Origin of the sequence: Pseudarthrobacter sp. WHRI 8279 (genome assembly GCF_040224115.2) — a bacterium.
Lineage (GTDB): Bacteria > Actinomycetota > Actinomycetes > Actinomycetales > Micrococcaceae > Arthrobacter.
On sequence record NZ_CP168162.1, the window covers coordinates 1,422,624 to 1,441,427 of the forward strand.

Annotated in this window: 15 protein-coding genes, 2 tRNA genes and 1 riboswitch; of the genes, 2 read left to right on the forward strand and 15 right to left on the reverse strand. The window is 66.9% G+C overall.

From position 1 onward, the window contains the following. Window positions 1-44 precede the first annotated feature (44 nt). Together ABRP28_RS06420 and ABRP28_RS06425 are read right to left on the reverse strand one after the other, a co-directional pair. Window positions 45-1,250, reverse strand: coding sequence for a methyltransferase (locus tag ABRP28_RS06420; protein WP_350002490.1), 1,206 nt, complete (start codon window positions 1,248-1,250; stop codon window positions 45-47). Window positions 1,251-1,333: 83 nt separating this feature from the next. Then, the gene (locus ABRP28_RS06425) at window positions 1,334-2,416 is read right to left on the reverse strand and encodes an FAD-dependent oxidoreductase (protein WP_350002491.1); all 1,083 of its coding nucleotides are present in this window, start codon (window positions 2,414-2,416) and stop codon (window positions 1,334-1,336) included. Window positions 2,417-2,482: 66 nt separating this feature from the next. Between ABRP28_RS06425 and ABRP28_RS06430 the strand changes: the two genes are divergently transcribed. Beyond that, a complete protein-coding gene (locus tag ABRP28_RS06430; protein WP_350002492.1) occupies window positions 2,483-3,802 on the forward strand; it encodes a class I SAM-dependent methyltransferase in 1,320 nt (439 codons plus the stop codon). 96 nt (window positions 3,803-3,898) lie between these two features. On the opposite strand, the gene ABRP28_RS06435 is transcribed toward ABRP28_RS06430, so the two are convergent. The 13 genes from ABRP28_RS06435 to ABRP28_RS06495 form a co-directional block, all read right to left on the reverse strand. Then, window positions 3,899-3,971, reverse strand: a tRNA-Ala gene (locus tag ABRP28_RS06435). 173 nt (window positions 3,972-4,144) lie between these two features. Then, window positions 4,145-4,217, reverse strand: a tRNA-Ala gene (locus ABRP28_RS06440). Between the two features lie 113 nt (window positions 4,218-4,330). Beyond that, window positions 4,331-4,732 (reverse strand): ribosome silencing factor, encoded by a 402-nt coding sequence (gene rsfS / locus ABRP28_RS06445; protein WP_231455944.1) that lies wholly within the window; start codon window positions 4,730-4,732, stop codon window positions 4,331-4,333. Between the two features lie 59 nt (window positions 4,733-4,791). Continuing rightward, window positions 4,792-6,186, reverse strand: a complete 1,395-nt coding sequence (locus ABRP28_RS06450) for a hypothetical protein (RefSeq protein WP_350002493.1) — start codon at window positions 6,184-6,186, stop codon at window positions 4,792-4,794. Between the two features lie 7 nt (window positions 6,187-6,193). Next, on the reverse strand, window positions 6,194-6,847 hold the full coding sequence (gene nadD / locus ABRP28_RS06455) for a nicotinate-nucleotide adenylyltransferase (protein ID WP_286132754.1): 654 nt from the start codon (window positions 6,845-6,847) through the stop codon (window positions 6,194-6,196). Between the two features lie 13 nt (window positions 6,848-6,860). Continuing rightward, entirely contained in the window at window positions 6,861-7,091 is a 231-nt protein-coding gene (locus ABRP28_RS06460; protein WP_231455946.1) for a hypothetical protein, read from the reverse strand. Between the two features lie 77 nt (window positions 7,092-7,168). After that, window positions 7,169-8,542: a glutamate-5-semialdehyde dehydrogenase gene (locus ABRP28_RS06465; RefSeq protein WP_350002494.1), complete on the reverse strand. Its 1,374-nt coding sequence runs from the start codon at window positions 8,540-8,542 to the stop codon at window positions 7,169-7,171. A 26-nt stretch (window positions 8,543-8,568) separates the two neighbouring features. Continuing rightward, the gene (proB, locus tag ABRP28_RS06470; RefSeq protein ID WP_350002495.1) at window positions 8,569-9,720 is read right to left on the reverse strand and encodes a glutamate 5-kinase; all 1,152 of its coding nucleotides are present in this window, start codon (window positions 9,718-9,720) and stop codon (window positions 8,569-8,571) included. Next, window positions 9,710-11,299 (reverse strand): GTPase ObgE, encoded by a 1,590-nt coding sequence (gene obgE, locus ABRP28_RS06475; protein ID WP_350002496.1) that lies wholly within the window; start codon window positions 11,297-11,299, stop codon window positions 9,710-9,712. Before obgE ends, proB begins: the two co-directional genes overlap by 11 nt. Window positions 11,300-11,415: 116 nt before the next feature. Next, complete coding sequence (rpmA, locus tag ABRP28_RS06480) at window positions 11,416-11,679, reverse strand: 50S ribosomal protein L27 (RefSeq protein ID WP_009372867.1); 264 nt, start codon at window positions 11,677-11,679, stop codon at window positions 11,416-11,418. 61 nt (window positions 11,680-11,740) lie between these two features. Continuing rightward, on the reverse strand, window positions 11,741-12,049 hold the full coding sequence (rplU, locus tag ABRP28_RS06485; RefSeq protein ID WP_066276623.1) for a 50S ribosomal protein L21: 309 nt from the start codon (window positions 12,047-12,049) through the stop codon (window positions 11,741-11,743). 263 nt (window positions 12,050-12,312) lie between these two features. After that, complete coding sequence (thiD, locus tag ABRP28_RS06490) at window positions 12,313-13,872, reverse strand: bifunctional hydroxymethylpyrimidine kinase/phosphomethylpyrimidine kinase (RefSeq protein WP_350002661.1); 1,560 nt, start codon at window positions 13,870-13,872, stop codon at window positions 12,313-12,315. 7 nt (window positions 13,873-13,879) lie between these two features. After that, window positions 13,880-13,977: riboswitch (TPP riboswitch) on the reverse strand. Between the two features lie 199 nt (window positions 13,978-14,176). Beyond that, window positions 14,177-17,647 (reverse strand): Rne/Rng family ribonuclease, encoded by a 3,471-nt coding sequence (locus tag ABRP28_RS06495; RefSeq protein WP_350002497.1) that lies wholly within the window; start codon window positions 17,645-17,647, stop codon window positions 14,177-14,179. A gap of 439 nt (window positions 17,648-18,086) precedes the next feature. On the opposite strand from ABRP28_RS06495, the gene ABRP28_RS06500 reads away from it, so the two are divergent. Further along, window positions 18,087-18,758 carry a vitamin K epoxide reductase family protein gene (locus tag ABRP28_RS06500; protein ID WP_350002498.1) on the forward strand — a complete coding sequence of 224 codons (672 nt, stop codon included), beginning with the start codon at window positions 18,087-18,089 and terminating at the stop codon, window positions 18,756-18,758. Window positions 18,759-18,804 lie beyond the last annotated feature (46 nt).

Here is an 18,804-nt window from a genome sequence, read left to right on the forward strand (position 1 = left end):
GGCGCGGCGGCAGTGCAGCGGGCAGGCCGCGGGCGGGCCAGGGCCTACGCCCCTGCCGGGCCCGTGCTGCGGCGCGTGCTCAAGGTCACCGTGAACTTGGGGTTCCGGCCCTTCACCACGGTTGGCCCCACGTGCCGCTCCAGGGCCGGCAGGTAGGGCAGGTGGCGGTTGTAGACCGTCCACAGTTCCCCGTTGGGTGCGAGCACCCTGCCCGCGGCTTCAATCATTTTCAGTCCTGCTCCTGCATGGACGCCGGCCCCCACGTGGAAGGGCGGGTTGAGCAGCACCAGGTCCACGCTGCCGTCCGGCATTGTGCTCAGGGCGTCGTCCTGCAGGACGGTGATGCGCCCGGCCAGGCCGTTGGCCTGCGCCGTGGCCTGGGCGGAGGCCACGGCGGCGGCGGACTGGTCCGTGGCGGTCACCTGCGAGCCGGGGTGCTGCCGCGCGTACATGGCCGCCAGGATTCCGGTGCCGCAGCCGAGGTCCACGGCGTGCCGCGCAGCTTTTATGTTGGGCAAGAACGTCAGTAGGAACCTGGTGCCGATGTCCAGTTTGGTGCCGGCGAAAACGGCACCGTGGGCGGCGACCCTGAGGTCCAGTTCGGTGAGGTGTTCGACGACGGGAAAGCGTTCCGGCTCCCCCGATCCTTGCGGCCCGTCCGCCAGGATGACCCGCGACTTCTGCTTGGCGAGCTGGGGCCGGACCGAGCGGAAGTGCCGTTCCAGCACAGCGTTCATGCTGAGCGACATGTGCTTGACCCGCCCGCCCGCGAGCAGCGTGGCGTCCGGGGCGGCATAGCGGGCCACAGCGGCAGCGATTTCTTCCAGTTCCGCCAGGGTCTTGGGCAGCTGCAGGAGCACTGCACCGGCGCCTGCCAGGAGCTCTGGGCCGAGCGGCACCTGCGTGAAGCCGGGCTCTTTCCCGGCGCCGCCGTCGGGCATTCCTGCTGTGGTGTCCGGCAGGAGGCCGGCGCTGCGGAGTGCGGCCGCGTTGAGCCGCAGGGCGCGTTCTCCGGTGACCAGGTCCTGGTGCACGCGCACCGCGCCCGGGCCGAGGGTGGCCAGGGCGCCGAGGGTCAGGGCGCCGTACCGGTCCCCGATAACGGCGATGGTGCTTCCGCCCGGCACGAGTTCCGCAGCTGTCTCCAGGAGGAGCCGGTCCGTGGCGTCCCACGCCTGGAGGTTGGGCGCTTCCACATCCGGCCTGCGCCGGAGTGCGCTGAAGACGTCCTCAAGAGTGTGTGGTGCCAATTGTTCCTGCCGCTTCCATTGTGGGCTTACTGTGTGCTTCTGCTTCCGGGCGTGGACCGGGGACGGGGCAATGGCCCCAGCCGTCAGCCCCAACTTACTGGTGTTGCCGCCGGACTGATCCCGGGGAGTTTCAGGATGGCCGCCACGGCGGCGCGTCCCGCCCGGTTGGCCCCGATAGTGGACGACGACGGTCCGTAACCTACCAGGTGGACGCGGGGTTCCGAGGCTACCTGGGTTCCTTCCATCACGATCCCGCCGCCGGATCCCCTCAGGTGCAGCGGCGCGAGATGCTCCAGCTCCGCACGGAAACCGGTGGCCCACAGGATCGCGTCTGCCGGCTGGAAACCTCCGTCAGCGAGCCTGACGCCGCCAGGCTCTATGGAGGAGAACATCGGCTGCCGGTCCAGGACGCCCCTGGCCGCTGCCGCTTTGAGTGCCGGCGTCCAGATCAGGCCGGTCACCGACACCACGCTCTGCGGGGGCAGGCCCCTGCGGACCCGTTCCTCCACCAGGGCCACCGCGTCGTGTCCTGCCTGGGCGTCGAACTCCTCGTTCCGCCACACAGGTTCCCGGCGGGTGAACCAGCTGGTGGTGGTGACGCGCGAGATCTCGTCAAGGAGGCCCACGGCCGAGATGCCGCCGCCCACCACTATCACGTGCTGCCCGATGAACTCGTCTGCGGAAACGTAGTCCGCCACGTGGAGCTGGCGTCCGCGGAAGGTGGACTGCCCGGGGTAGATGGGCCAGAACGGGCGGGTCCAGGTGCCGGTGGCGTTGATGACTGCCCTGGCTGTCCAGTCGCCGCCTGATGTGGAGATCCCCAGCAAGCCGGCGGGGTCTGCGTCCACCCGGCTGACCGACCGGACCTTCACGGGCCGCCGGACGGACAGCCCCAGCTCCTCTTCGTAGCCGCGGAAGTAGCGCGCCAGGAATTCCGAGCTGGGTTCCCGCGGATCAACCGCAGGCTTGGCTATTCCGGGAAGATCACTGAGGCCGTTGACCGTTTCCATCCGCAGGCTCTTCCACCGGTGCCGCCACGCACCTCCGGGACCGTCCTCGGCGTCGAGGATTATGTGGTCCACGCCGCGGCGTTGAAGGTGGTACGCGGCCGAAAGCCCCGCCTGGCCTGCGCCAATGACCACGACGTCGGCTCGGGCGGAATTCACTCCCCCATGATAGTCGCGGGGCCTGTCCCGGCCTTAGTCTTGGCCCATGGAGACGGGAGGACCACCATGACCACAAGCAAAGGACACGCAGCGCGCCTGGCCCAGGCCCTGTCAGTTGTGCTGGGTACCGAAGAGATACCGTTGCGCCTGCGGGCCTGGGACGGATCAGAGGCAGGGCCGGAGGGTGCACCTGTGCTGGAGTTCCATTCCCGCCGCGCCCTCCGCCGGATCCTGTGGTCCCCGGGCCAGCTTGGCTTGAGCCGGGCCTACGTGGCGGGAGATATCGACTCCCCCGGGGACATCTTCGCTGCCTTCACTGCCTTGAGTTCAGCGGGTAAGTTCGCGGAGCCCGGCCCGTTCCGGCGGCCCACGGCCGGGGAAATGTGGACACTGCTGCGCGCGGCCGTCCGGCTGGGCGCGATTGGCCCCCAGCCGGCGCCGCCGCCCGAAGAGGCGAAGGTGGCGAAAGGAAGGCTCCATTCGCGCCGGCGCGACTCGGCAGCCATCTCCCACCACTACGATGTGGGCAACGATTTCTATGCCCTGGTGCTGGGGCAGTCCATGGTCTACTCATGCGCGGTCTGGCCGGAGGGCAGCAGCGGCACGGAATCTGCGGAAACGGGCAACCGGCTCGCCGCCGGCCTCGATGAAGCCCAGGAGGAAAAACTCGACCTGGTATGCCGGAAGCTGGGACTGCGGCCGGGAATGCGGGTGCTGGACGTCGGCTGCGGCTGGGGAAGCTTCGCGCTCCATGCTGCCGGAAAGTACGGCGCAACAGTTGTGGGCATCACCCTTTCCACCGAGCAGGCGAACCTTGCCCGCAAGCGGGCCGCCGAGGCCGGCCTCACCGAACGGGTGGACATCCGGGTCCAGGATTTCCGGGATGTCGGGGATGGTCCTTTCGATGCCATCAGCTCAATCGGGATGTCCGAACATGTGGGCAGGGAGCAGACGCCGGCCTACGCGGCCGCGCTGTTCGGCCTGCTCCGGCCTGGCGGACGGCTTTTGAACCATGCGATCTCATGGAACGCCGGGCCTACTAAGCCTGATCCCGATTCTTTCCTTCCCCGGTACGTGTTTCCGGACGGGGAGATGATCAGCCTTGGCGAGATGGTGACCGCCCTGGAAGGCACGGGATTCGAGGTCCTCGATGTGGAGGCCCTGCGGCGGCACTATGCGTTGACCCTGCGTGCCTGGGTCAGCAGGCTGGAGGCCAACTGGGACCACGCCGTGAAGCTGACAAGCCTGGGCCGGGCAAGGGTCTGGCGGTTGTACATGGCTTCGAGCGCCCTTGGCTTTGAAAACGGCCTGACGGGCGTCAACCAGGTCCTGGTCCAGCGGCCCGGCGGTAATGAACCCCCGCTGCGGCGGACAGCCTGGGTCTGATAAGCGGACGGCTTAACGCGGAAGGGACGGTCCCGATTGGGGACCGTCCCTTCCGATGCTCCTGCGCCTTCCGGCTTGTTGCAGGATGTGTGCCGGTGGAGCTGAGGGGACTCGAACCCCTGACCCCCTGCATGCCATGCAGGTGCGCTACCAGCTGCGCCACAGCCCCGGACGTGCCGCTCCCGGAGTAATTCCGCGAAGCAACCTGATCAGCTTAATGCACTTTCGCCCCGCACGCCAATCGTGGTGGAGTGCCGTTTGGCCAGGGTGGCGTTCGGGTCCTCAGCGGCGGCCCAACCAAAAAAATCCGCCGGAATCATGTGATTCCGGCGGATCATTCGGTGGAGCTGAGGGGACTCGAACCCCTGACCCCCTGCATGCCATGCAGGTGCGCTACCAGCTGCGCCACAGCCCCGAACTATTGCTGGCCTTGCGAGCTTTTTCGGCTTTCCCCGAAGCAACTCAAATATCTTAGAACAGCAATTCCGAAAATTCCAAATCGGGCATATTCCGCGCGATTCCGCCGATTTATTCGGTCTCGGACCCTGCCGCGGCTTTGGCGGATGCGTCGTCCCCGAGCTGCAGATCCACCACGGGGCAGTCCTTCCAGAGGCGTTCCAGGGCGTAGAACACCCGGTCTTCCTCGTGCTGGACATGGATGACGATGTCCGAGTAGTCGAGCAGCACCCAGCGGCCACCGGAACGGCCCTCACGGCGGACGGGCCTGAGGTCCTGCTTGGCGAGCTCTTCCTCAATCCCGTCAACAATAGCGTTGACCTGGCGTTCGCTGGGTGCCGAGGCAATGAGGAAAACGTCGGCCAGGGCGAGCCGCTCGCTGACGTCCAGGGCAACAATATCCTGGGCAATCTTGTCCGCGGCTGCCTTGGCGGCAGCGCGGGCTATGGTGATGGACGATTCTGATGCAGTCATGTGACTCCTTGTTGGGTTAAAGATGCGGGGGCCGGACCTTGCCGGCGGGCTGTTGGTGATCAGCGGGACATGCCGTTGATGATCAAGATGATGCCTGACACCAGGGCCACGATGCCGAATGCCAGGATCAGGAACTGCAGGACCCTGGTCCTGTTCGCCCGGGCAAGTCCCGCCGTGGCCGCGTCCAGGGGATCCAGGCCATGTGCGGACGAGGCCGGGATCCGGGGCAGGTCTTCGAAGAGGTCGTCTCTGTGGTGCTCTTCAGCCACCGCCTGCTGCGGGCGCGCAGCGGCCCGGGCGGCAGCTTCGGCCCTCGCGATCACCTGCGAGCGGCCAGGGCCGGCATCCGCAGGGGCGGTGCGCTGGGATCCTTGGGAGCGCCGCTTCTTGGTGCCGGCCGGCGTCACCTTTGTTCCCGGACGTGTGGTGACCGGGACATGGGAGGTGGCGGGCGGTTTCATGACCGGCCGGTCGATGCCGGGCACCTGCACAAACTCCAGCGGCGTGACCATGGCCAGGTTGCTGGCAGTGGAGGGTGCCGGACGCTGGCCGGGACCCGCCGGCTTCCCGGCCTTGTCCTTCTTGCCTGCGTCCCCTGCAGGTTTTGCGGGGTCCCGCGGAGCTCCTTGGACGGCATTCTTTGGCGGGGCTGCGGGAGCCGCCGGGGCCCCGGCCTGCTCGGCAAGCTTCTGCTTGGCCATGGCACGGCGGTTCATGACAGCCGCGCGTTCCGCCAGGGCGATCTGCTCCGCCAGGATTTCCGGGTCAACCGCCTCAGGGTCCAGGGAGGCGATGTGCTCCATTTTGGCGATCTGGTTCTTGGCCTGCTCCGCAAGCAGGGCCCGGGCCGCCAGCGCCTGTTCCACGGTCATGCCCTGCGGGGCCGGGGAGCCGGGTGTCACGCCAGGATTGGATTTCCCGCCCTCAACGGACTGCTCCCCCGCACCTGCGTTTTTAACGCCGGTTTCTTTTCCGCCTGCGTTTTTCCCGCCGGCAGACGGACCGCTGCCCTGGCTGATATCGCTTTGGCTCTTGTCCTGTTTGCTTCCGACGTCCTTTTGGCTGCCAACGTTCCGGGAACCCTCCGTTGGGCCCTGCGGAGCGCGGGCAGGCGGCACGACGGGGTTGGCCGCCGTCAGCGCCTGTTCCTTGAGCTGCTGGAGGCGGAGCTGGCGCCGGGTGGGAGGACCACCGGCGGCGAGCTGGCCTTCTTTTTCCTCCAGCTCCTTGATGGCACGCAGGGTTGCACGGTCCCGCGCCCGGATCTGGGATGACCTCTGGGCAGGTGCGTGCCCAGCTGCAGTTTCGGCGGCATCGGGTCCCGAGGGGGCAGCAGCAACCTTCTCTGGGGCAGGCGGGAGCTGCTCCGTGCCCTTTGAAGCAGCTTGCTGCTGGGCGTCCCTGGCCTTCCGGAGTTCCCGGCGGCTGCGAATGGGGGGCTGTTCCTGACTCATTGAGAACTCATTCAGTACTGGCTGGTTCACGTGCTAGGGACGGTGGGGCATCGGCTTCCGCGGCTTCTTCGTACAGGCCGTACTTGGCGATGTACTGGACCACGCCGTCGGGCACCAGGTACCAGACCGGATGGTTCGCAGCCACGCGTGCGCGGCAGTCCGTCGAGGAGATGGCCATGGCCGGCACCTCAAGGAGGCTGACGTCGTCGCGTCCCATGCCGTCCAGGACATGCCCAGGCCTGGTGACCCCGACGAAATGGGCCAGTGACCACAGTTCGTCGATGTCCTTCCAGGAGAGGATCTGCGCCAGCGCGTCCGCGCCGGTGATGAAGAAGAGGTCGGCGTCGGGCCGCTGGGCCCGGAGGTCGCGGAGGGTGTCGATGGTGTAGGTGGGACCTGGCCGGTCGACGTCCACCCTGCTGACCGTAAAGCGCGGGTTCGATGCCGTGGCAATCACGGTCATGAGGTAGCGGTGCTCGGGTTCGCTAACGTGCTTGTGCGATTTTTGCCAGGGCTGGCCGGTGGGGACGAAAACCACCTCGTCCAAATCGAATTCCGCCGCCACCTCGCTGGCAGCCACCAGGTGGCCGTGGTGGATGGGATCGAATGTCCCGCCCATCACGCCCAGCCGCAGCCTGCCGCTGGCACCCGAGCGGTGCAAAACGCGGGAAATGTTAGTGGCCCTGCCCGTGATCGTGCTTGTTCGGGTGCTGGCGGTGGGGATCCGCGTGCTCCTCCGTGGCTGTGTGGCGGTTGCCCAGGTTGGAGTAGGACAGCGTGATGAACATCATGACCAGCAGGATGGCGAAGATCACCACACCGAAGACCCACGGCTCAGCCCACAGCGGCGCGAGTTCGTGTTCTTCGCCTTCGGCGATGGACGTGGCAATCTGCTGGAACAGCATGTTCTCCCCTTGGGCTCAAACGATTGTGGCAGCGGAAAGCTCCGCCGTTTCTGGCTTCTGGTCTATGTTACCGTGCGCTACCCGCGGACCTGGCCCTCGCCCTGCACGATCCATTTCGTGGTGGTGAGTTCGGTCAGCCCCATGGGCCCGCGCGCGTGGAGTTTCTGCGTGGAAATGCCCACCTCGGCACCAAGCCCGAGCTCGCCGCCGTCGGTAAACCGGGTGGAGGCGTTGACAATGACAGCCGCGGAATCCACTTCGGCGATGAAACGCTCGGCGTTGGAAAGGTCGTTGGTGAGGATCGCCTCGGTGTGGCCGGTGGACCAGGTGCGGATGTGCTGGACGGCTTCGTCGAGGCTGTCCACCGTGGCAACGGCAAGGTCGAGGTCCATGTACTCGGTTCCCCAGTCCTCGTCCGTAGCCGGTTCCGACTCGATGGAGTCAGGCAGGGCGGCGCGGGTGCGCGCATCGGTGTGCAGCCGGACGCCGGCCTTGCGCAGGGCGGCCGCCACGGCCGGGAGCACGCTTGAGCCGGAGTGGACCAGGAGGGTCTCCACCGTGTTGCAGACGCTGGGCCGCTGCGTCTTGGCGTTCAGGAGGATCTCCACCGCCATGTCCTCGCTGGCGGACTCGTCGATGAAGATGTGCACGTTCCCTTCACCGGTTTCGATGACGGGAACGGCGGAGTTGGTGACTACGGTCTGGATCAGCTCGCGGCCGCCGCGGGGAATCAGCACGTCCACCCTGCCGCGCGCCTTCATCAGGACGTTGGCGCCGGCGCGGCCGTACTGGTCCACCGTTTGGACGGCGTCAGCGGGCAGGCCCACGGATTCGAGAGCTTCGCGCAGAACCCGCACCAGCACCTCGTTGGTTGCCTGGGCGGCGCTGCCGCCGCGCAGGATCACGGCGTTGCCGCTCTTGAGGGCCAGCCCGGCGATGTCCACAGTGACATTCGGCCGGGCCTCGTAGATGGCCGCCACCACACCCATGGGAACGTTGACCTGACGGAGGCGCAGGCCGTTGGGGAGCGTCTGTCCGCGCACAACGTTGCCTACGGGATCGGGCAGGTTGGCCAGGTTTTCCAGCGCCGCCACGAGACCCGCGATGCGGGTTTCCGTGAGGGTAAGGCGATCCAGCATGGCAGCGGATGTGCCGTTGGCCTTTCCTGCTGCCACGTCCATGGCGTTGGCGGTGAGGATGGACTCCGTGTTTTCCTGCAGGGCGGTGCCTACTGCGCGGAGGGCACGGTCCTTCCAGGCACGGTTGGCCATGGCCATCCGCCGCGCCGCGTGGCGGGAACGGTCGGCGATGGCGTGCACTGCAGCCTCAACATCGCCGGAAGACAGGGGGACGTCAGCCGGGACCGGTGCTGTCGATGAACCAAGGGGCTGCGTGGCAGCAGCAGTGTCTTCGGAATATGCAGCAGTCGTGTGGGTCAGGGCCTCAGTCATGTTCCAAGTTTAGGCGAGCGGGGAGCTCAGACCAGCACCAGGTCGTCAACATGAACAACTTCACGGTCATAGCCGCTTCCCAGTGCTTCGCCCAGGTCCCTGGTGGACCGGCCCAGCATCTGGGGCAGTTCCGCGGACGAGTAGTTGACCAGTCCCCGTGCTACCACCGTTCCGTCCGCACCTGCTATTTCCACGGCGTCGCCCGCTTCAAAATCGCCTTGGACGGCGGAGATACCAGCCGGCAGGAGTGACGTGCGGTGGTGGCGGACAGCCTTCACGGCGCCGTCGTCCAGCACGAGCCGGCCCTGCACGGAAGCGACGTGCGCCAGCCACAGGAGGCGGACAGGCTTCCGGGCACCGTTGACCGTGAACCAGGTGCCCACGTCCTCGCCGTTAAGGGCAGCGGCGGCGTTGGGGGTGGACGTGACCAGGGCATGGATGCCGGACCCGGCCGCCATGGACGCTGCCTCCACTTTGGTGAGCATCCCGCCGGTGCCGACGCCGGCCTTGCCGGTCTTGCCGATGGAGACCCCGTCGAGGTCGTGTGGCCCCTCCACAAGAGGGATCCGCTTCGCGCCAAGCGACGGCGGGCCGTCGTAAAGGGAGTCGACGTCGGACAGCAGGACCAGCGCATCGGCGCGGACCAGGTGGGCCACCAGGGCAGCGAGCCGATCGTTGTCGCCGAAGCGGATTTCGTGGGTGGCCACGGTGTCGTTTTCGTTGACGACGGGAACCACGCCAAGGCTGAGCAGCCGGTTGAGGGCACGGAACGCGTTGGTGTGCTGGCTGCGGCGCATCAGGTCTTCAGCGGTGAGCAGCACCTGGCTGACCGTTACGCCGTGGGCCCCGAAGGCCTGCGTGTACCGGGCCATCAGCAGGCCCTGCCCCACGCTGGCTGCCGCCTGCTGGGTGGCCAGGTCGCGTGGACGCTTGGCCAGGCCCAGCGGTGCGAGGCCCGCAGCGATGGCACCGGAGGACACGAGGATAATCTCGGCCCCGCTGTTGCGCTTGGCGGCCAGCGCATCGGCAAGGGCAGTCAGCGCCTCTTCGGAAATCCCGCCCTTGATGCTGGTGAGGGAGGACGAGCCCACCTTCACCACGATCCGGTGGGCGTTCGCCAGCACGCTCCTGTCCACGGACCCCGCCAGCGGCTCCGCGGATGCGGCCTTAGAACTCATCGTCTGTGCCCAGTCCACTCTCCTTGAGAGGCTTGGCAACCCTGCGGCTGCTGACGGATTCGGTCCAGATGCCTGCCTTGCGTTCCGCTTCCAGTTCGGCGCGGGCAGCGGCCTTGGCGTCCTTGCGCTCCTGCTGCTCCTCGCGTTTTTGTCCACGCGTGGGGCGGTCGCCGATGTCCGCAAAACGGACGTCGGTGCCGCGCGGCGAGGCCAGCAGCTCGGCGCCTGCCATCATGGTGGGCTCCCAGTCGAAGACGACGCCGTCGTCCTCGCCGATAACAACGGTATCGCCGGGCTTGGCGCCCTGCTTGAACAGTTCCGTTTCCACCCCGAGCTTGGCCAGGCGGTCGGCCAGGTAGCCGATGGCTTCCTCGTTGGTGAAGTCGGTCTGCTTGACCCAGCGCACCGGCTTTTCGCCGAGCACGCGGAACAGCGGCTCAAGGCCCTTTTCCTCGCGGCGGATCCGGAAGCCGGTTTCGTTGACAGCACGGGGCTTGATGACAACAGGCTGGACCTTGGGCGGTGCGGCTGCCACTGCGTCCCGGGCCGCCTGGACAATTTCGGCCATCGCGAAGCCCAGCTGGCGCAGGCCCTCGTGGCTGGTTGCGGAGATTTCGAACACCCGGTATCCGCGGGACTCGAGTTCGGGGCGGACGAATTCGGCCATGTCCTTGCCGTCGGGCAGGTCCACCTTGTTCAGGGCAACCAGGCGGGGACGGTGGTTCAGCGGAACCACTTCGCCGTCCTGGCCGGCGTAGCTCATGTCCACGGCGTACTTTTCCAGTTCGGCCTCGATGACGGCCAGGTCCGAGAGCGGATCGCGGTCGGCCTCGAGGGTGCCGCAGTCCAGGACGTGCACCAGGGCCGCGCAACGCTCCACGTGGCGCAGGAAGTGGTGCCCCAGGCCCTTGCCTTCGCTGGCGCCTTCGATCAGCCCGGGCACATCGGCAATGGTGAAGCGGACGTCGCCGGCCTGGACCACGCCGAGGTTGGGGACCAGCGTGGTGAACGGGTAGTCGGCGATTTTGGGCCGGGCCGCGGACATGGCGGCGATGAGGCTCGATTTTCCGGCGGACGGGAAGCCGACCAGCGCGATGTCCGCGATGGACTTCAGTTCCAGGACGACGTCGCTGGATTCGCCTTCGATGCCGAGCAGGGCAAAACCGGGCGCGCGGCGCTTCTGTGAAGAGAGCGCGGCGTTGCCCAGGCCGCCGATGCCGCCGGCCGCGGCCACGTATTCGGTGCCTTCGCCCACCAGGTCCGCCAGGACAGTGCCGTCCTTGGACTTGACCACGGTGCCGTCCGGGACGGGAAGAATGAGGGTCTCGCCGTTCTTGCCGCCGCGCCAGTCGCCCATGCCGGGACCGCCGTTGGTGGCATGGCGGTGGGGTGCGTGGTGGTAGTCCAGGAGCGTGGTGGTCTGGTGGTCCACGCGGAGGATCACGTCACCGCCGTTGCCGCCGTTGCCGCCGTCGGGCCCTCCCAGCGGCTTGAATTTCTCGCGGTGGACGGAGACGCACCCGTGGCCGCCGGTACCGCCGGATACGTGCAGTACTACCCGGTCTACAAAGCTGGCCACGTGGATCTCCTCAGTGCTGTTTCCTGGACGCCCAAAAGCGCCAAGACGATTGTAATGCGGTTAAAAGAACAGTGGAGCGGACCATATGGCCCGCTCCACCGCTTCAGAACTGGTTGTTACTCTGCAGCTGCAGCAGCAACGATGTTGACGACGCGACGACCGCGGCGGGTACCGAATTCAACGGCGCCCGGGGTCAGTGCGAACAGGGTGTCGTCGCCGCCACGGCCAACGCCGGCGCCCGGGTGGAAGTGGGTGCCACGCTGGCGGACGATGATCTCGCCGGCGGAAACTACCTGGCCGCCGAAGCGCTTGACGCCGAGGTACTGTGCGTTGGAGTCACGACCGTTGCGAGTGGAGCTCGCGCCCTTTTTATGTGCCATCTGAAATGCCTGCCTCTAAATTCTGGGGAATCTGCTGAAAAACCTGAACAGTAACGGAAGGTTACTTGATACCAGTGATCTTGACCTTGGTCAGTTCCTGGCGGTGACCCTGGCGCTTCTTGTAACCGGTCTTGTTCTTGAACTTCTGGATCACAATCTTAGGACCACGGAGGTCCTGGAGGATCTCAGCCGTAACAGTTACCTTGGCCAGGTCAGCAGCGGCAGAGGTGACCTTGTCACCGTCAACCAGGAGCAGTGCGGGCAGCTGAATGGTGCTGCCAGCTCCACCGGCGACGCGGTTCAGGGTAACGAAGTCTCCAACGGAAACCTTCTCTTGGCGGCCGCCTGCGCGGACAATCGCGTACACCACTTGGGAACTCACTTCTCTCGACGTTTATTACAAATTTGCGTGCGGAACCCGGTTCCATAATTGGGTGGGCTCTCGCTGTGCCTCAACGCCGTGGGGTCATAACCCAAGTGTTGGCGTAAGCACCGAAGATCTAGAATACGCTAGTTTTGGCTTCGGCCGCAAATGAGGCTGGTTCCGGCGCGTTGTCTGTGATAGGAACCACAGCCCAGTCCGCACCCTTACCCGTGCCCCACCATAGTACCGGTGGGCGGCGCCGGCGGCAGTCAGGAATGAAGGCGCGGCGCGTCGAAAAAGTCCACTTCCAGGCGGCAGGACTGCCTGAACGCCGTCACCATGGCGTCCCGGTCCGCCGCCGAAGCGCTGCGGCCGGCCCCGTCAACAATAGTGACCGCCCTGCGGGTGGCCGCCGCAAAGTCCTCGTCAGCGTACGTGCGCAGCCACTCTGCGTAGGGGTGGCCTGCCGGTTCCCCGCCGGCCACGAACTCGGCGTGCAGCGTTGCGCCCACCTCGGCGTACAGCCAGAAGCAGGGCAGCACGGCTGCGGTGAGGACAGCGTAACTGCCCGAGGCCGACGCAGCGGCCAGGTGGTCCACGTAGGACTTGGTGACAGGCCCCAGCTGCGGGGCAACCGTCCGTGTACTCAGCCAGGAGCGGTGCAGCTCAGACTCGACCTCCAGGCATTGCGCCGCGGAACGTGCCCAGAAGAGCTGCTCATCCTCCGTGGGTGCCAGGGCGCTGGTCCGTGCGAGCACCCGCGAGTATCCGTTGAGGTAGATGGCATCCTGCGCGAGATAGTAGGCAAAATCCCTCTCCGGCAGGCTGCCCGCAACCAGTCCGCGGATGAATTCGAGCGCGTAGATGTCCGCCAGGTCCTTCCTGGCGTCCGCCCACAGCTGTGCAGCGAAGCTGCCCTCCCCACGCACCGCCGGCACGTGGTGGAAGTGGTGCACGGGTCCGTTGCCCGTCCCCACCTCCAGGGTTTCCGAGGCCTGCAGCGCCCCGGCCAGCCAGGGCTTGACCTCGCGGAGGGTGGCCTCCCAGTCGCCCAGCCGTGCCTGGACTGTGGCCATAGCCGCCGAGAGTGAACAGCCGGTGCCGTGGCTGTTGCGCGTTGCCACGCGCTGTCCCGGAACCACCACCACGTCCTGGTTCAGCCTGCCGCCGGCATCGACCAGCGCATCTGGGCACTGGTCCCCTGCCAGGTGCCCTCCCTTGACGAGCACCGTTGCCCCGGTGGCTGCCGAGAGCCGGTGTCCCTGTTCCACGGCGCCTTCCCAGCTCTCCTGCACCTCGCCGCCCACCAGCATGGCAAGCTCGGCCAGGTTGGGGGTGATGAGGTGGGCCAGGGGCAACAGCTCGCGGAGGGCTGCCTCGGCGGATTCCTGGAGCAGCCGGTCGCCGCTGGTGGCCACCATTACCGGGTCCAGCACCACGACGCCGGGACGCACCTTTTCGAGCCATGCCCGGACAGCTTCAATCACCGCGGCGTCGCCCAGCATCCCGATTTTTACGGCGTCGATGCTGATGTCGTCACTGAGGGCATCGAGTTGCTGGGTGAGGAAGGCTGCGGGGGGAACATGGACGCCGCGCACGCCGCGGGTGTTCTGCGCTGTGAGTGCGGTGATGGCGGCCATTCCGTAACCGCCGTGGGCTGCGATGCTTTTCAGGTCTGCCTGGATGCCGGCCCCGCCGGAGGGGTCAGAACCGGCGATGGCCAGGACCCGGGGCACGTCGCGGTACTGGCGGGCCTGCGCGTCAGGGGCAGAAGCAGCAGCAACTGCAGAAGAAGGCGCAGGTGTGCCCTGGAAGAAGGCAGTGGGCATTGCGAGAGTGGAAGACAAGAGACATCCCTTCGCCGGTGCTAGCCGGACAGGTTCAACGGGTCTGGATCTCAGCCGGCTCTCTGCGCGGCACCCCGTGTCGGTTCCCTAGCCTAGCTTTTTTGCGGTCCGCAGGCTGAAGGTGACACAGTGCGACCGCCGCGGGCTGGAACGCGCAGTTTGAACGGCGGGTTGAACGCGCGCCCTTAAGCAACGGATGCCCGGCCAGCCACTTCCTGTGGCTGGCCGGGCATCCGGTCACTGACTACTCCCGCTGCTGGATATCCGGTTCCTGGATCTCCAGCTTCTAGAGCTCTGAGGCGGGAACCCCGACGCCGAGGATAATCGGTGCGTCCTGCGGCTTGTCGCCGGCCGGCCTGGAAGCACCCGCCTGGTCTGTTGCCGGCGCCTTGGCTGCATGGGAATGCCCGGCCGCGGCGGCAGGAACATTTTCATGCTGCTGGACCGAGGTCTCATTGGCGGCTCCCTGCGCGCGGCTGGCACTGCGGTTGCGGCGTGCCCTGCGCGGGCGCGACTGCTCCAGGGTGTGGTCGGAGTAGTCCTTTTCCGCTGCGGCAGGCACCGGCCGCTGCTGCCGGCCAGTTTCAGCTTCCCGCCGTTCCCTGTCCCGTTCGGGCTGGGAGGCCTGGCGCGGAGCCTCTTCCGCCTCACGCCGGGCCGGCTGCCCTGCCGGCATTTCCGCCGGCGTTTCCACTGCCGTTTCGGCCGGCGTTTCAGCCGCTGGAGCGGGCTCGCCCAGGTGGGCGAAGGCCGCGGCAAGGCGGTCCAGGGTAAGGGCAGGCTTCGCCTGCTGCTCCTCTGCGTGCTCCACGAACGGCAGGACTACCTTCTCCCCGCCAAAGGTCAGGACGGCAGCGGGCCTGGACGCGTCGCCGTCGTGCTTCTCCGTTTCTGCAGGCGCTGGAGGCTGGGCCTGCGTTGCCTGCCTGGCGGCAGCCAACTCATCGTCATGCAGGTGGGCAGCGTGCGCAGCTGCCGCGATGTTGGCAAGGGCCAGCCTGGTGGCCTCCGCTTTCGCGTGCCGCTCGGCGTCCGTCGGATCGGGGTGGACCGTGTGGACGTGGACGGCGGCGGCCGGAGCGGCCTCCGGCTGCTGGCCGCCACGGCCGCGGCGGCGCTTCCGGTCAGGGCGGACACCGGGCTGGCTGCTGTCCGTGCGCTGGACCTCGGGGCGGTTGCCCTCGGCGCGTGCCTCCGGCCGGTGCTCGGAACGCTGCACGTGGTGCTCAGCGGCCACGATGTTGGCGCGGCGGTGCTCCACGGGGTCGTCGTGGGTGACCACGCCACGGCCGGCGCAGGCCTCGCACTGCTCGCCAAAGACCTCAAGGAGCCCCGTGCCCATGCGCTTGCGGGTCATCTGCACCAGGCCCAGTGAGGTGACCTCAGCAACCTGGTGCTTGGTGCGGTCACGGCCCAGGCACTCCACCATCCGCCGCAGGACAAGATCCCGGTTGGACTCGAGGACCATGTCGATGAAGTCGATGACGATGATGCCTCCGATGTCGCGGAGGCGGAGCTGGCGTACAACTTCCTCTGCGGCTTCCAGGTTGTTCTTGGTGACTGTCTCTTCCAGGTTGCCGCCGCTGCCGGTGAACTTGCCGGTGTTGACGTCCACCACGGTCATGGCTTCGGTCCGGTCAATCACCAGCGAGCCGCCGGAGGGCAGGAAGACCTTCCGCTCCAGGGCCTTGTGGATCTGCTCATCGATCCGCCAGGCACTGAAGATGTCCTGGTCCTTGGTCCACTTCTCGAGCCGGCCCACGAGATCCGGGGCGACGTAGGTGACGTACGCCTCGATGGTGTCCCAGGCTTCCTCGCCGGAGACGATCAGCTTGGAGAAGTCCTCGTTGAAGACGTCGCGGACCACCTTGATGGTGAGGTCCGGTTCGCCGTAGAGCAGCTCCGGGGCGAGGATCTTGGTGGACTTCGACTGGCTTTCGATGCCCTCCCACTGGGCACGGAGCCTGTTGATGTCGTGCGTCAGCTCTTCCTCGGACGCACCCTCCGCGGCTGTCCGCACAATCACGCCGGCGTGCTCCGGGAGGCGGTCCTTGAGGATCCGCTTCAGGCGGTTGCGTTCGACGTCGGGCAGCTTCCGGGAGATGCCGGTCATGGAGCCGCCGGGCACGTAGACGAGGTAGCGGCCGGGCAGGGAGATCTGGCTGGTCAGGCGTGCGCCCTTGTGGCCCACCGGGTCCTTGGTCACCTGGACCAGTACGGTGTCGCCGGACTTCAGTGCGTTCTCGATGCGGCGTTGCTTGCCCTCAAGGTTGACGGCTTCCCAGTTCACCTCGCCGGCGTACAGGACGGCGTTGCGGCCGCGGCCGATGTCCACAAACGCAGCTTCCATGGACGGCAGGACGTTCTGGACCTTGCCCAGGTACACGTTGCCGATCAGGGAGTCCTGCTGGGTCTTGGACACGAAGTGCTCAGCCAGGACGCCGTCTTCGAGGACGGCGATCTGGATTCTGTCGTCGCGCTGGCGGACGATCATCTGCCGGTCCACCGATTCCCGGCGCGCCAGGAACTCGGCTTCGGTGATGACGGTACGGCGGCGGCCGGTATCGCGTGATTCGCGGCGGCGCTGCTTCTTGGCTTCCAGGCGGGTGGAACCCTTGACGGACGTGACGCGGTTGTTCACTGCGGGTTCGCTCACGGCGCGCGGGGCGCGGACCCGGGTGACCGTGTTGGGCGGGTCGTCGTCTCCCCCGCCCGTCAGTTCAAGGTCCTGGTCGCCACGGCGGCGGCGGCGGCGACGGCGGGAGGTCACGCCTTCATCGGCCGGCCCGGCGGTCTCCTCATCAGCGTCGTCGGCCTCGTCGCCGTCTGCGGCGCCGTCGGCATCTTCACCGTCACGCTCGCCAGTCCTGCTGCGGCCGCGGCGGCCGCGCCCACGGCGCCTCCGGCGGCTGCCGGCGTCGTCTGAATCATCCTCGGCGTCGTCAGCTTCAGCTTCTTCGGCTGCTGCCGGTGCGGGCCGGACTACGGTACTCAGGTCCGGAGCCTGGAAGAGTACCGACGTGGCGGACCCTGGTTCCATGAACAGCGACCCAAACGGGCTGTTCGTGGCCGAAGCCGTGGTGGGCTCAGCGTCGGCTTCGGTGGAAGGCTCGACGGCGGTGGGTGCCTGCGCGGAAACGCCAGCGGCTGTGCCGGCTGCGGGCGCCTGGGTTGCGGGCTGCTGGGTTGCGGGCGCCTGGGCGGCAACCTCCGCTGTGGGTTCAGTGCCGGCGGGCGCTTCGGCGGGGGCCGTGCTGGCCGGCGCAGCGGGTGCGGTCTCGGCGGGGGCGGCCTCAGCTGAAACGGTCTCGCCAGGCGCAGCCGTCGCTGCCTGCGGTTCCGCTGCTTGGACGACGGCGGGGGCCGAGGTCTTGCGCGTGGCCACCCGGCGGCGCCGGACAGGCTTCGATTCCTCCGTGGCGGCCTCGGCAGGCGCCTGCTGAGCGCCGTCGTCGGTGGTGTTGGTGGTTGCCGGCGTTGCGCCGGCCTCCGCGGCAAAGACAGGAAGCGGTTCGGCGGTCTCCACCTTTTTCCGCGACCTGCTCCGGCGGGCGGGCGCCTTTGCCTCGGCTGCCTCAGCCTCTGCGCCTGGTGCGTCCACGGCGGCTTCTGCAGTTACCGCAGCAGGGGCGGCTTCGGCGGCTACCGCCTCGCCGGTTTTCGGACCGGCCTTACGCCGCGTCCTCGTGGCCTTCTTCGGCGCCGAGTTGGCATCCGCTGCTTCATCGTTAACGGCTAAAACTTGTTCATTATCCATATGTGGCAACACTCCTGCCCCTGACGTACCGCCACATCCGGCACCCATTGGGGCACATATTGTCAAAACCCGCAGGCGTTGACAGAAGTCAAGTGGATACCCCCAGGTTCGCACCGGCAGTGGGGTGCGGCAGCCCGTGGGGGCCGGCAGGATGTTCAAGAACCCGTTGTTCCACATGCCACAACCAGGTGCCGCCCAATGGAGTTGCGGGAGTCCGGATCGAAAATCCAAAGCCTGCGCTGCTCATCACTGGCGGTCTTGCGAACAAGCTGCCGGACCGGAGTCCGAATGTGGATCGGGTTCCAGCCACGTTCATTCTCTCATACCCCGGCTATTCCACGGCGGAAGCAGCAGCACTTGTTCCGTTCCTTGGAAGGTCTTCCCAGCGTCCGGCGTTACAATCGGGCAAGGACCACCCGACGAAAAGGACGCCTTGCCAATGCCCAGCATCTCCCCCTTGAGGGGCACCCACGCGCCCGAACGGACCGAGGATCCGGACAGCAGTGCAGCCGGAGCCCGTCCGCCGATGACCCGCAACCGGCCGCTCGGCTGGTTGATGGTCATTACCGGGATCATCGGCTGGTTCGCCTCCGGAACGCTGGTCCTGGAGAAACTGGAGGTCCTCAAGGACCCCAACCACACCACCGTGTGCGACGTGAACCCGTGGATCTCCTGCGGCCAGGTAATGCAGACCTGGCAAAGCTCCCTGTTTGGCTTCCCGAATATGTTCATCGGAATCGTGGCATTCGCCATCACCATCACCGTGGGCATGTCGCTGCTGGCCGGCGCCAATTTTGCCCGGTGGTACTGGCTGGGCCTGCAGGCCGGCGTTACGCTCGGCTTCGCGTTCGTGGTGTGGCTGTGGTCCCAGGCCCTCTACGTCATCCACATCCTGTGCCCGTTCTGCATGGTTGTCTGGGCGGCCATGATCCCGCTCTTTGTCTGGGTGACCATCCGGAACATCAGTGCCGGGGTCATCCCCGTTCCCCCCAATGCGGCCCGCATCCTGGGCGACTCGGGCTGGATCATAACCGCCCTGCTGTATGTGGCCGTCATCGCCACCATCTTTTTCGCCTTTATCCAGGTGTTCGCCGGAACCTCAGGCTTCTAGGCCGGCTAGCAGCAAAAAGCCCCTGGTTCCGAAGAACCAGGGGCTT